The sequence below is a fragment of the Nonomuraea cypriaca genome (assembly GCF_015645445.1).
In the GTDB taxonomy this organism is placed as follows: domain Bacteria; phylum Actinomycetota; class Actinomycetes; order Streptosporangiales; family Streptosporangiaceae; genus Nonomuraea; species Nonomuraea cypriaca.
The window spans coordinates 1-12,126 of the sequence record NZ_JADOGI010000112.1 but is presented as its reverse complement, the minus strand read 5'-3'; the positions used below and the strand labels follow the sequence as shown (position 1 = coordinate 12,126).

Sequence of the window (12,126 nt, the reverse complement as noted above, 5' to 3'; positions counted from 1 at the left end):
CTCCGGCCTACAGGGGTTGGTAGGGGTCGTGGCTCTCGTCATCGCCGGCATCGCCGGCATCCCAGGCGTCAGGGGCGTCAGGGGCGTCGGGGGTGCTGACGCGCGGCTCGCGCGACAGCTCAAGTGGTTGCTGGTGCTCGATGACGGAGTCGTCACGCGCGATAGGTCGCTCAGGCATGCACTGCCCTAGGGCCATGGATCATGGAGTCATGCTCGGGGTGACGAGCGACCTTCGCTATCCGGCGGATACGTCAATTTTCACGACGGGTCGTCGAGGGAATCCTCTTCTGCGAACACTCCGGCCTCTACTGCCTTGACCGCGAGCGCGGTCCGGGAACTCACCTTCAACTTGCGCATCGCCGCACGCAGCTGTTGATCCACCGTGGCCGGTGACTTGGCCAGAATCCGGCTGATCTCCCGGTTCGTCTTGCCGGCGACAACCAGTCGGACCACGTCGAGCTCACGAGGTGAGAGCCGGTCGCCGTACCCCCGTCGACCGCCGCGCCACAATCGCGGAACCTCGGCGCCGTGTTCGCGAAGCCGCTGTGCGACACGGTCCGCATCGCCGCGGGCTCCGAGCCTGAACAGTTGCTCGTACTGTGCGGCCAGCAGCTCTCGGCCCTGTTCGATCTGGCCTTGCGCCATGAGCGCCTCGGCTTGACGCTCGCGGGCGAGCATGGCGTCGTAGGGGCGCGGCAACGCGTTCCAGGCGCGCGCCGCCCGGTCGTACGCCCTCGCCGCGCGGGCGTGGTCTCCGGCTGCGGCGACCAGCAGAGCACGGCATACGGTGAGGGCGGCGCGAGGCGCAGGCGCCGTACGGCCACGCAGTCCTCTGGCGAACTGGTCGCCCAGGCGTGTCGCGGCCTCCAGGTCGCCCGCGGCGAGGTGCGCCTCGATCCGGGCGGGGACGAGGTCCGTCGCCCAGACCCAGATGCCTTTTCTCTGGACTGTGTCCATCGGCTCGTTCGTGATCTGCAGCGCCCGGCCGCTGTTTCCGTCCGTCAGCCACAGTCTGGCCAGCGCAGCGGCGGCCTCCATCGTGTCGTCGGCTGCGCCGAGACGGGCAGACTCCTCAAGGACCAGCCGGAACTGCTCCCCCGCGGCGCGCCGCCGTCCGGCTGCGGCTGCCAGCCGGGCCGCGAGGCGAATGCTGCCGAGGTAGTACGCCGGCCGGTCTCGGTCGGCATCGGCGAGTGCCGCGCTTCTCTCCGCGAGACCCTCCCACCGGCCGGTGAGCCACGCAAGGTTGGTCTGTTCGAGTCGGACGTTGTGTTGCAGCCGGGACGCCTGCTCGGCCTCGGCAAGGCGCATGGCCACGGTGAGGTGTTTTTCCGCGTCGGCGTACCGACCCCAGATCAGTGCGCCGGTCCCGACATTTGCGTGGATGCGGGCCACGTCGAGACGCTCCGCCGAGGCCGCGCCGTCGATGGGCAGGTCAGCGACGACGTCCCAGGCCTCCTCTTCGCCGAGCATGAGCAACGCAGCGGCTCGGTTGCCGGCCAGGTTCAGCCGCTCTGCGGGAGAATCGACTTCGGCGGTGAGCTCAGCGGCGCGATCCAGCCAACGCCGATGGGTCGACGCCGGCCACGGTCCCGCATAGGCCCATCCTAGATAGGTCATTGCCCGAGCCGCCTCGACCGGGTCATGGTCGAGGTTGGCCACCGCTTGCTCGAGCTCGCTGAGTGCGGCCTGCGCCTCACCCCCGATGATCAGGAGCCGACCTAGGGGGTTGCGGATCTCGGCCTGCTGGCGGGCGGAGAGACCGGGGGTCTCCAGCACCGAGCGCAAGGTACGGATCACGCGGTGGTAGACCTCGTCGACCGGTTCACGACGGCCCAGTGCGGCTACTCCGGCGATGCGCGCGACTCGTGCCCGATCCGCCGGCGGCAGCTCGGACCACGAAAACAGATCGACCAGCAAGTCGACCGCCTTGGTGTGGTCACCCGAGGCCATGGCCAGCTCGGCACCCTGCTCGGCGTACCGCGCCCAGGACCGCGTCTCGCCCGCCTCACGGAAGTGGTGGGCAAGGCGTGCGACAGGCGGCGGATGGATGTCCTCCAAGGCCCGGCCGGCCAGCAGGTGGAAGTGTCTGCGGTCGGTCAACGGGATCGCTTCGTAGACAGCCGTGGCGGCCAGCACATGCCGGAATCGCCACTGGCCGCGGTCGTCTCCGTCCAGGACGCCGGCGTCGGCCGCCTCCGCGATAGCGCCTCGACACACAGCTGGTGACAGACCGGCGGTCATCGCGATCGTGGCCACCGATGACCGCTCAGCCAACGTAGCCGCGGCTCGCAACACCTGCTGCGCCGTCGGCGACAGACGGCCCACCCGCTCCCGGGTGGAGTCGCGCACCGTTGGCGGCACCTGTAGCTTGCGCAGCTTCAGCCGGACCCACTGTCCGTCGCGGAAGACGAGGTCGGCACGGTCGCACATGAGGCGAACCGACTCCTCCAGCACCAGAGGAACGCCACCGGTCCGCTCGTGCATGAACGTCGTGAACTCCTGCGATATCGGGTTGCCGTCCAGCATCGAGGACACCAGCGCTGCCGTGTCGTTGGGTCGCATCGGCGCCAGGGCGATCCTCAGCTGGGTCACGCCAGCAGGCAACCGGGACGTCAGCCGCAGCAACAGCGATCCGACGTCCACCTCCTCCGGCCGATAGGAGATCACGAGGCTTGGCCCGTCCGATTGCTGTCGGGAGGCGACGAACAGCAGGAACTCCAAGGTCACCTCGTCGGCCCAGTGAGCGTCCTCGAGCACGAGAACGTCGACACGCAGAGCCCGCAGCAGCTCGTCCAGGGCGCGGAACAGGCGATGCCGTGCCGCCTTCGCATCGTCCAAAGGCTGCAATGCGGGCGGCAGGTCCGAGGACCATTCAGGGAACAGGGGCCGTAACGCACCCGCAAGCTCGGTGAGCCGCAATCGCGACACCGGGCGGTCGATCCCACGGAACGCGTCGACGATCGGCCCCAACGTCAGCGACTCGCGAAGCGGTGGGCACACCGAGACCAAGGCAGTGCGCTGGTCCGGCGTGGCCAACCACTCTCGCAGCAGCCGGCTCTTCCCGATCCCCGCCTCGCCCTCTACCAGCACGATCGCCGGTGGCCGGGCCAAGGCGACCCGAAGCGCCGCCATCTCCCGATCACGACCCACGAAATGCGGCGTAGAAACCGTCGGTGAAGTCCCGTCGTCCTCGGGCAAGGGGTCGAGCATGCGTGATGATCTCGCTTTTCGATGCTCGGGCGCAACTACCCGCCCGTTGGGATCCTGTGGGTGCCAAGAACTCGGCACGCCCTATGCGACCTGCACGTATTCGTGGATCAGCCCGCCGAGGCGGTCACGCCGAATGACCTTGATATCGTCCTCGACCGGGTCGGGAAGGGCTCGCAGCGGGGCTGCCTGGCCCAGGGAGCGATGCGGGCGATACTCATTGAAGTGGGCCTCGTAAATGGCCGGCACGCGCCGTAAATGGCGAGCGTTGACGATGAGGATCCGATCGAGAAGTTCTCGGCGCAGACCACCGATCCAGCGTTCGACGAACGCGTTGGAATACGCCGTCGATTACACCCGACGGCGATGATCAGTACCGACGTGTTCGGGTGACCCACCCGTTTCATCCGCCTGCCAGCGGCGGCCGGAGCGGTAGGCGCGGCCCAGCTCGACATCGTCCAGGCCGTCGTCGATGTGCACCCGATAGGAGCCGTCGGGCAGGCGCGGGAGGTTGTCGGCCAGCGCGGCGGCGGCCAGCTGCGCCGGGGTGAAGGGGCTGATCGGCCGCTCCCGGGGAGAGCGGGCGCGCGGCCGGCGGGGGGTGCGGCCCTTGGGACCGAGGTCGGGCAGGGGCGCGGGGGTGATGAGCGCGGCCAGCAGCGCGGTCACGGCCTGCACCCGGTTGCCGGCGGCCGATCCGGGCACCGGCCCGTCGACGGTGCAGGCGACGTCGCGGCCGCGATCGTCGCGCTACAGCCAGCCGACGCAGCGGCCGCGCACGATGACGTCGGTACGGCCGGGCACGCGGCCCTTGAGCAGGCTCCAGGACGCCAGCGCCGCCGGCGCGGTGTCAATCGTCCGGCCACGGTCGTCGGTCAGCGGGCCCACCGTCACCCCCGCGCGGTCGGCGTCGACGATGCCCAGCGCGGCCGCCGCGGTGCGGGCGAGGTCAGCCCGACCACCACGCCGTATCCGTGCGCATCGTCGGCGGGCAACGTGGAGACGAGCCGGCCGTCCCGGCCGTAGACCTGCCAGCCCTCCGGTGCGGCGTGCAGCCATCCCATCCGATCCCCGTCGACCAGGAGGAGACAGTTCTCGCCGCCGAGCTGCGCCAGATACAGGTCAGACGCCGGCGTGGGCGGTATCGTCCAGGCTTCCTCCGCCGCGGCCTCTGCCGGCGGCTGAGCCTGCTGCGCTGCTGGTGGAATGGCTGACGCGCTCTGCCCGGCGAGGCCTTCGCCGGAGGTCTCGGCGAGGGCCTGGCGGTCCTCGACGGGCGCGGGCGTGGCCTGGGGCCGGTCGGCGCCGCGGTCGACGTCAACGTCAGCGTCGGTCTGGGGCTGGCCGAAGCGGCGCCGGGCGGTGTCGGGGTGCAGTGCCAGCGCCTGGCCGACCTGTTCCCAGGTGTGCCCGGCGGCTCGGCTCGCGGTGACGTGAGCGGCCAGCAGGCCCTCCACCAGATCGGGCAGGCTACGCAGTGCGGCCGTCTGCTTGCCGCTGCCGGTGGGTGCGGTGGCGGCGTGCTGGGCGCAGGCGGCCAGGTGGGCGGCACGCCGGCGCACGTCGTCCTCCAGCGCCGCCAGCTCGTGCTGGCTTGGCCTGACGGGCCTGGGAACGGCGATCGGGTTGTCGATGCGCCAGGCCGCCTGGCGGCAGGCCCCAGAGCAGTAGCGGCGGCGGCCGGTGGAGCCGGCGGGCAACGTCTTGCGGCAGAACGGGGAGGCGCACCGGCGCCTGGGTTCGGCCTGAGGGTCGGGCATGAACGCGTTCCTTTCGGCGCGTGTGACAGGTCAGGCGGCTCCTCGTTCCGTCACGCCACGGTGTGACGGAGGCGGTTTTCGCCGCTCCGTGCGTTACGGTCCCTACGCTTCCACCCCTCCCGAGGTTCCGTCACGGGCCAGACGGACACTTTGCCGTAACCCTGTGACGCAACGCGGCGGGTGGCCTTCATCACCAAGAGGTCGGCGGTCCCGACGCTGACCAGGCGCAGCGGGGCGTGCCCGCAGGGTGGTGCGCTCGCTCAACAGCGGGCGGAGCCGCGCGACGTGCTGAAAGCGCAGCACCTCCCAGGGCACGGCGGCGGGATCGCCGACCGCGAGCATCCGCGCGACCTCGGTGAGGCAGCCGGCCATCGTGCGGCGCGACTCGGCGCTGTCCAGCCGGCCGACATACACGAGGTAGGGGTTGCGGTCGGCCGGGCGCGCCTCGACGACGGCCGGGAGCGCGTGCGCCTGGCCGTCGTCGAGGCGGTCGAGCTCGGTCACCTGGGCGTCCCGTTCCCGTCGTGAACCGGCCTCGGTACTGGTGAGGTCGCGTATTGAACTGTCGCCAATTCTTCCCCGCGCTCTTTCCGACAGTCACCGTGTGTGACCCCGTGAAGAGTTGGCGCGTCGTCCGCTGCCCGTGTTGAGACCAATATCTGATTACCAGCCGTCCCACCCTCGGCAACCCCACCAGGGACCGGTCAGATGCCTGAGCCCGTATTCGTAGTCGTCGGCGCGCGGTTGCTGAGTAGCCCACACGAAGCATCGTGAGCCCGCGATCGGCCAATCGCTGATCTGTAGTTCGACGCCGGTGAGTTCGTCCTGCTCTGTGAGAACGTGGCCGCATACCGGAAAGAGTCCTGTCCACGCGCAGATGGGAAGGTCTTGCGCGCCGCCGCGCAGGACGTCCTGGGTAAAGCGCTCCATGCTGGACTGGGAGAGGGCGAAGCGCGTCTTGAAGGGCAGGTCGGCGTCGACGGCAGCCCACAGCACCAAGACGATCAGGGGTAATGGGAGCCAGCCGAGGAATCGGCGCCGTACTGCGGTGGCGTCGTGTATCAACGCCACGATGAGGCGGACAGCCCAGTACGACACCAGCGGCACGAGAGCGAAGATCACTACCACGCCGGATTCGGCATAGCTGAAGGGGACGCTCACCCACCAAGCAATGACGAGGGTGGTGATCACGGCAGCAGCGTGGTAGCACCATCCTGGTGGCTTGTTGATCACGGCGTCACCCTAGCGCTGGGTTAGCCGTGATCTCCAGAGGCGTATCTGCTCCATGCGGCGCCGCCCTCGTTGAGGAGTCGGGCGGTGGTCTTGTCGTGGTAGCCGAGGGCGTCGGCGACGACGGGCGCGGGCATTTCGAGGAGTTGCTGCCGGATGGCGGCGCCGCGGGCGGCGGCCACTGGGATGCCGATCTCGTTGAGGAGGGCGGACAGGTGGTCGGGGCGGCAGGGCTGGCTGGCCCGGCGGCCGGGGAACAACCAGCGGGAGGCCTTGTTGGTGGCGGTGTTCATGTTGTCGCGGTCCTCGATGTGAGCCAGGAGCAGGGACGCGACCGGTTCGGGGACGGGCGAGGGTGGCTCGCCGAGCCGCAGGAACAGGGCTTCTCCGTCGTGTACGAGGTCGTCGATGGTGAGCCGGACGACTCGGGTGAGGGGCTGCGCGTAGAGGAGCACGATGACGCCGGCGACTCGCAGGATCTGGGGAATCTCGGCGTCGGTCAGCAGGCGTCGGAGGGCGGCGAGGCGTTCGTCCTCGGTCAGGGCGGCTCGGCGGGAGGCCTTCATCGGGGGTAGGGATAGTGATCGTGGGCAGCGACGGCTCTGGATGGCCCAGTTGAGGAAGGGCCGTAGCCGGGTGCGGCCGTGTTCGGTGTTCTCGGTGAACCAGGCGTCGATGTCGCTCTGGCGGCAGGAGGCGAGGGTGCGATCGCGGGTGGCGAGCCAGTGGAGGAAGGTGGTCGCGTACTTGATCTGCTCGGCGGCGTTGCGGCGAACGCCCGGAGTGATGTGGCTGTGCTCGGCTCGGTCTCGAAGGGCGGGAAGCACACGCCAGGTCGCGAAGAGGCGGACCGTCTTGACGTGCTCGGCGTCGGAGATGCTGGCCAGGTGGCCGGGGAGCCAGCGCTGGAAGGAGCAGATGTATTTGTCGATGAGGGGCAGCACGCCGCTGGCCATCAGAAGTTCTTCCAGGTGCGCGGCGGCCCGCCAGGGCTGGAGTTGGTGGAAGGCGTCGTGGGTCAGGGGGAGTTGCCCGAGCGCGAGCTCTCGCAGCCGCTGTGCGGCGTTGCCTGGTTGATCGCGGCGCATCGCCAGCCAGGCCAGCCCGCTGCGGGGCTGTTCCATTGCCACGAGCAGGTCAAACAGAGGCGTCAACTCAGGGCGGACACGATCGGTGCCATCGTCCAGCAAGGCGGTGAGCTGGTCGGTGAGGGTGCAGCGTTCGCAGAGCCGACCACCCAGGAGCTTGCCCTCAACACCGCAGCGGGAGCAGTCGAACGACTGGACGAATCCCGCGCAGGAAGCGCAGATCGCGACTCCATCGTCGAAGCGGACCCCAGGCAGAGCTTGCTCTTGGCGGCATCCTGGGCAGGTGCCGCGTGTTCGCACTGCGCGATCGGCGCAGGTCCGGCAGACATGTCCGTCGGGCCAGCGGGCGGCGAACCAGCCGTGCCTCCCGCACCGAGCGCAGGTCCGCTTGAGCCAGCGCTCGGTTTGCTCGTCGGTGCGGGAAGCGTTCATGCGTCGGGCAGGATGCGTGCTGGCCGTGGTCGCAGCTTCTCGACCCCGGTGGGCGGGGTGGGCAGGTCCCCGGTGGCGGTCTTGCGGACGCCGGCGTTCTCGGCGGTGGTGGCGACCAGGTCGGCCGGGGTGCAGGAGAGGATGTCGCAGAGCGCGGACATCACCTGCAGAGACAGCCGTTCGGGGGTGCCGGAGACCAGGCGGTGAACTTGGGAGGCCGACAGATCGATGCCGCGCTCCCGCAGCAGCGGCACCAGCTCGGTGGCCGTGTAGATGCGCCGATCGGCCATGACCTCGCGCAGCTTCCAGGCGTAGCCGACCTTGCGTTTCATGACTCTCCTCCGGTCTGGGCCTGGAGTGCGGCGGCGATGGTGGCGTCCAGGTGCCGGCGCAGGGTGCGGGTGCGGAAGTCGGAACTGACGTAGGTGTAGATCGAGGTGGTGCTCGCGTGCTCGTGCCCGACCTGTTCCTGAACGAAGCGCGGATCCCAGCCGTCCTCGATCAGGTGGGTGACGTAGGACCTGCGAAAGGAGTGGAAGTCCAGGCCATCGTCCAGGCCCAGAGCCTGGCGGTAGGCCAGGAAGCGGGAATTGAGTCGCTGACAGCCGATCCGCAGCCCTCGCTCCGACGGCCAGGCCGCGGGGTTGTTGTCGGTGCCGAACAGCGGGCGCACGTCGGTGAACCACTCATCCAGGACATCGGGGGTCCACGCCCACACGGTCAAGACGGTGCGGCGTTTGGGCAGGGAGCCCTTCTTGGCCTTGCCGTAACGGACCTGGCAGCGGCCGTACTCGCCGAACTCTGTGCCGTGCGGGTTGCGGCCGAAGTCGGCGGCATCCAGCATCCTCGTCTCGTTGCGGCGCAGCCCGAAGGCATAGGCCGTCTTGAACAGGGTGGCGTCGCGGAATGCGGGAAGCCAGCCCTTACGGCCGAAGGCCCGGATACGCGCGACCTCGTCATCGCAGTGGGCGAAGAAGGCGTGCAACTCGCCCTTGGTGAACGCGCGCTTGGCCGCGTCCGCCTCGTGCTCCTGGACATGCACCGCGGTGTTCCACTCGTGCACGATCTGGATCGGGTGGGTCCCGAATCGTTCCTCACACGTGGCCGCCCACTCGTAGAGAGGGTCGGTGACGAAATGGCAGAACGCACGCACCGCTTCGGAGTAGGAGCGGATCGTCGAACGCTTGAGCTCGCGCAGGGAGCGTAGATCGCCGAGCCATTCGTCCACCATGGCGGGCGCCCACTGCCACGGGTAGGCGTTGACGTAGGCGGCGAAGGCCTTCACGGTGTTCTCCCGTCCCTCCACCGTGGAGCGGGCCAGGTTCCGCGCCAGCTGCTGGTTGGCGAATCCCGCCAGCATCGCGGTGAAGACCTGCTCCTCCGGCCGCAACAGCGTGACGCCGTCGACAAGATGCAGCCTGGCTGCTCCCGGTATCGACCCGTCCGTCCCCACGCACCCACCACCCTCCGATACTCGCATCAGATGCGAGAAAGCCGCATCGTATGCGAGCGGCTCGGGCATCCGCAGGTCGTTCCCACAGAAGACCTGAATCAACTGACAGCCGCGCCCCGCCAGCAGCTATCGCCATCCCTGCCACTGCGCTCTATCGTTGCTGGTCGACACAGTCAATTGCCTATACGCCGGTGACACCTCGCAAAGAGTCGCGAGTTCGCATCAGATGCAATTGGCGGCACTTGGAGCAACGGAACAGTGGTTGGCGTTAAGCATTGACCGACGTCATGGACGCCGTTGACGGCGGGCGTTCCCGCCGGTTACCCGTGCTTGTCCGGTTCGGCGTCGGCGAAGGCGCGGTATCCGCCGAGATCTCGGGCTGGGCGAGGACGTCGCGGCGGTGTACGACTCGGACCGGACCCGGGGCCATCATCGGATGCTGATCCGCCGGCGTAGCGAGGTCGTGTTGGACATTCAGCAAGACCGCCGTCGTCATCACCGCGAAGTCCGCTGGGCGCAAGGTCTTCGGCCTCGCCACCGCAGACGTCCGTCTCGCTTGACCTCTTGCGCGTCAGTCCGGCAGCCAGTGCAGCTCGTGCGCCAGGGTTTTGGCGACGGCACGGATGCGGCGGTGTAGTGGCGACTGCTCGCGTGGGAGGACCAGGTGCATCGTCAGGCTGGGCGCGCCCCGCAGCGGTCGCCAGGTGAGACCGGCCGGTTGTGCCGTGACCGCGGCTTCTCCGGCCGGGGCGAGGGTGACCCCGTCGCGCAGGTCGCGCTGAGACATGTCGAAAGAGACTGCGAGCGTGTGGAATCGGGGGTGTGGTCGGGTGTCTCGGAACAGTGCGGATAGCTGATCGTGGATCACGGGGTTGGCCGCACGGTCCGGGAGTCGCAGCGGATACGCGGCCGCGTCGGCGATCTCGATCTCCGGGTGTTCGGCCAGCGGATGGTGCTGCGCCAGCTGGACCCCGACGCGCATACGCCGCAGCAGGAACCGGCGCACGCCACGGCCCGGCTGTTCACCGCGGGTGATCCCGGCATCGATTCGGCCGTCGGCGACCGCGGGGGAGATCTCCGGTGTCGCCATCGGGACCGCGCCGACCTCGAGTCCGCTGTTGCCGCGAATCAGCCTGTCCACCAGGGCCGGTGCCGTCTCGGCCCCGGCGCTGAGGCTGTATCCGATGCGCAGCGTGCCCAGTTCACCGGCCGCCGCGCTCCGGGCGGTGTCCCATGCCCGGTCCAGCGCCGCCAGCGCGGGCGGCGCGGACTCCGCCAAAGCCGCACCGGCCGTGGTCAATACGACGCTACGCGTGTTGCGGACCAGCAGGGCCGTACCGAGTTCCGCCTCCAATCGGCGCATCCGGGCGCTGAGTGCGGGCTGTGCGATACCGATCCGTGCGGCCGCGCGGGTGAAGTTCAACTCCTGCGCCAGCACCAGGAAGTACCGCAGGCTCACCGTATCCGGCGCCACGTGCCCTCCCTGCCGATTGATAACGATCCGTTCTGAGTCTATCCCGTACCGGTCTTTCCCTCGACCGCACATCAAGCCCTAACCTGCGCATATGACGATTCAACTGACCGCAGTACCCGTCGCCGGGATCGATCGATCTGAGTGTCAATTCGAAGTCGGACGTGTCCGGCCCAACACAGGAGGTTTCCATGGCTAAGGGCTACTGGGTCAGTGTCTACCCCGCCATTTCCGCCCCTGAGAGGCTGACTGCCTACGACAAGCTGGCCGGTCCGGCTGTCCAGGCTGGGGGCGGGCGCGTCCTGTCCCGGATCCCGTCCCGTGGCGGTCGAGTCGTCGCCCACGAGGCCGGAATCACGCAACGCGTCGTTCTGATCGAGTTCGACAGCTTTGAACAGGCCGTCGCGGCATACGAGAGCGAGGCATACCAGAAGGCGCTGGTGGCCCTCCCCGACGGCTTCGAGCGCGACTTCCGCATCATCGAAGGCATCGACTGACCGGCGGGCCCAGCCATCGCTGAGCATCCGTCACCTGATACGCACACGGTGCTGAACGACGACTCACGAGACGAATTCGAAGCCATGCCCCGCGTCCCAGTTCGTCGTCGACGTCCTCGACGGCCTGATCCCTGTCGGGCGGATCGAAGAAGCGACGCGACGTCCGGGGCAGCTGGACTGTCTCGCTGACCTCGTCGACGAAACTCACTCTCGCCCGAAGCGAACCGCGAACCGCTTCTCAGTGGGCGTTTGTCTATGTTCGGTGTGGATATGCGCCTTTTGGCCCCATAGATTTTTGGGATGTTTTGTCCGATAGGGGGTGTGTTCACGGGTTCCGAGGCGGTGATCCGGAAGCTCGTTTGGCTCCTATATGTCATCTGGATTCCGTCTGGTCTAAGAATGGGATAGAAACTCCTACAGGTCAAAGACCAGCCGTCGATCACATGGTTCAGGTAAAACTTTGCCATGAGCGAGCGGAAGCCATACCCAAGCGACATATCCGATGCTCGCTGGGCATTAATCGAGCCCACCCTCACCGCCTGGCGGCAGGCCCGACTTGATCGCCGCCCCACCGGCCAGCCGGCCTCAGTCGAACTACGAGACGTCTTCAACGCCATCCTCTATGTCAACCGTACGGGAATCGCCTGGAAATACCTTCCCCACGACTTCCCGCCACACGGCACCGTCTACGCCTACTACGCAGCTTGGCGCGACGAAGGAATACTCGCCCAACTCAACCACGACCTGACCGGACTGGCCCGCGTAAAGGCCGGCCGCCAGCCCGACCCAACCGCCTCCGTGATCGACACCCAGAGCATTAAGACCTCTACCAATGCGCCTCTGAACAGCCAGGGAGCGGACGCCGCCAATTATCTGGGGCTGGATGTTATGCCGGGCAAGGTGGATCAGTGCTGGCTGCGGGTGGTGCGACCGGTGAATTGACCTCATAACGCCGGAGGTTCACCGTCTCCTTCATCGAGGGATT

General features: G+C 68.2%; 12 protein-coding genes and 2 pseudogenes. 3 read left to right on the top strand and 11 right to left on the bottom strand.

What is annotated here, in order from left to right; all coding sequences use genetic code 11:
- Positions 1-7: 7 nt before the first annotated feature.
- The 6 genes and pseudogenes from ITP53_RS31255 to ITP53_RS31230 all read right to left on the bottom strand — a co-directional run bounded on the left by ITP53_RS31255 (position 8) and on the right by ITP53_RS31230 (position 4,970).
- Positions 8-178, bottom strand: coding sequence for a hypothetical protein (locus ITP53_RS31255; protein WP_195899050.1), 171 nt, complete (start codon positions 176-178; stop codon positions 8-10).
- Positions 179-258: 80 nt separating this feature from the next.
- Positions 259-3,201: an ATP-binding protein gene (locus tag ITP53_RS31250; protein WP_207756652.1), complete on the bottom strand. Its 2,943-nt coding sequence runs from the start codon at positions 3,199-3,201 to the stop codon at positions 259-261.
- A gap of 93 nt (positions 3,202-3,294) precedes the next feature.
- Positions 3,295-3,543: pseudogene (locus ITP53_RS31245) on the bottom strand (integrase core domain-containing protein); the annotation flags it as partial.
- An 18-nt stretch (positions 3,544-3,561) separates the two neighbouring features.
- The gene (locus tag ITP53_RS31240; RefSeq protein WP_195899048.1) at positions 3,562-3,915 is read right to left on the bottom strand and encodes a hypothetical protein; all 354 of its coding nucleotides are present in this window, start codon (positions 3,913-3,915) and stop codon (positions 3,562-3,564) included.
- 45 nt (positions 3,916-3,960) lie between these two features.
- A complete protein-coding gene (locus ITP53_RS31235; RefSeq protein ID WP_195899047.1) occupies positions 3,961-4,104 on the bottom strand; it encodes a hypothetical protein in 144 nt (47 codons plus the stop codon).
- Complete coding sequence (locus ITP53_RS31230; protein WP_195899046.1) at positions 4,101-4,970, bottom strand: hypothetical protein; 870 nt, start codon at positions 4,968-4,970, stop codon at positions 4,101-4,103. Before ITP53_RS31230 ends, ITP53_RS31235 begins: the two co-directional genes overlap by 4 nt.
- Before the next feature lie 180 nt (positions 4,971-5,150).
- Between ITP53_RS31230 and ITP53_RS56290 the strand changes: the two genes are divergently transcribed.
- On the top strand, positions 5,151-5,498 hold the full coding sequence (locus tag ITP53_RS56290) for a hypothetical protein (RefSeq protein ID WP_207756651.1): 348 nt from the start codon (positions 5,151-5,153) through the stop codon (positions 5,496-5,498).
- Positions 5,499-5,633: 135 nt separating this feature from the next.
- Here the strand turns inward: ITP53_RS56290 and ITP53_RS31220 are convergent, their stop codons facing one another.
- From ITP53_RS31220 to ITP53_RS31200, 5 genes are all read right to left on the bottom strand, one after another.
- Positions 5,634-6,161, bottom strand: a complete 528-nt coding sequence (locus tag ITP53_RS31220) for a hypothetical protein (RefSeq protein WP_195899044.1) — start codon at positions 6,159-6,161, stop codon at positions 5,634-5,636.
- Positions 6,162-6,223: 62 nt separating this feature from the next.
- Positions 6,224-7,324: a hypothetical protein gene (locus ITP53_RS31215; protein ID WP_207756650.1), complete on the bottom strand. Its 1,101-nt coding sequence runs from the start codon at positions 7,322-7,324 to the stop codon at positions 6,224-6,226.
- A gap of 392 nt (positions 7,325-7,716) precedes the next feature.
- Positions 7,717-8,052, bottom strand: coding sequence for a helix-turn-helix domain-containing protein (locus ITP53_RS31210; protein ID WP_195899043.1), 336 nt, complete (start codon positions 8,050-8,052; stop codon positions 7,717-7,719).
- A complete protein-coding gene (locus ITP53_RS31205; protein ID WP_328816340.1) occupies positions 8,049-9,173 on the bottom strand; it encodes a tyrosine-type recombinase/integrase in 1,125 nt (374 codons plus the stop codon). Before ITP53_RS31205 ends, ITP53_RS31210 begins: the two co-directional genes overlap by 4 nt.
- Positions 9,174-9,744: 571 nt before the next feature.
- Complete coding sequence (locus ITP53_RS31200) at positions 9,745-10,647, bottom strand: LysR family transcriptional regulator (RefSeq protein WP_195899041.1); 903 nt, start codon at positions 10,645-10,647, stop codon at positions 9,745-9,747.
- Positions 10,648-10,835: 188 nt separating this feature from the next.
- Between ITP53_RS31200 and ITP53_RS31195 the strand changes: the two genes are divergently transcribed.
- Both ITP53_RS31195 and ITP53_RS31190 read left to right on the top strand, forming a co-directional pair.
- Entirely contained in the window at positions 10,836-11,141 is a 306-nt protein-coding gene (locus ITP53_RS31195) for a DUF1330 domain-containing protein (protein ID WP_132513931.1), read from the top strand.
- Positions 11,142-11,606: 465 nt separating this feature from the next.
- Positions 11,607-12,008: pseudogene (locus ITP53_RS31190) on the top strand (transposase); the annotation flags it as partial.
- Between the last annotated feature and the right edge of the window lie 118 nt (positions 12,009-12,126).

What these genes read in the sequence shown, in the direction of transcription:
- ITP53_RS31255 (WP_195899050.1), bottom strand. Translation starts at nt 178, where the DNA reads ATGCCTGAGCGACCTATCGCGCGTGACGACTCCGTCATCGAGCACCAG.
- ITP53_RS31230 (WP_195899046.1), bottom strand. Translation starts at nt 4,970, where the DNA reads ATGCCCGACCCTCAGGCCGAACCCAGGCGCCGGTGCGCCTCCCCGTTC.
- ITP53_RS31215 (WP_207756650.1), bottom strand. Translation starts at nt 7,324, where the DNA reads ATGGAACAGCCCCGCAGCGGGCTGGCCTGGCTGGCGATGCGCCGCGAT.
- ITP53_RS31210 (WP_195899043.1), bottom strand. Translation starts at nt 8,052, where the DNA reads ATGAAACGCAAGGTCGGCTACGCCTGGAAGCTGCGCGAGGTCATGGCC.
- ITP53_RS31195 (WP_132513931.1), top strand. Translation starts at nt 10,836, where the DNA reads ATGGCTAAGGGCTACTGGGTCAGTGTCTACCCCGCCATTTCCGCCCCT.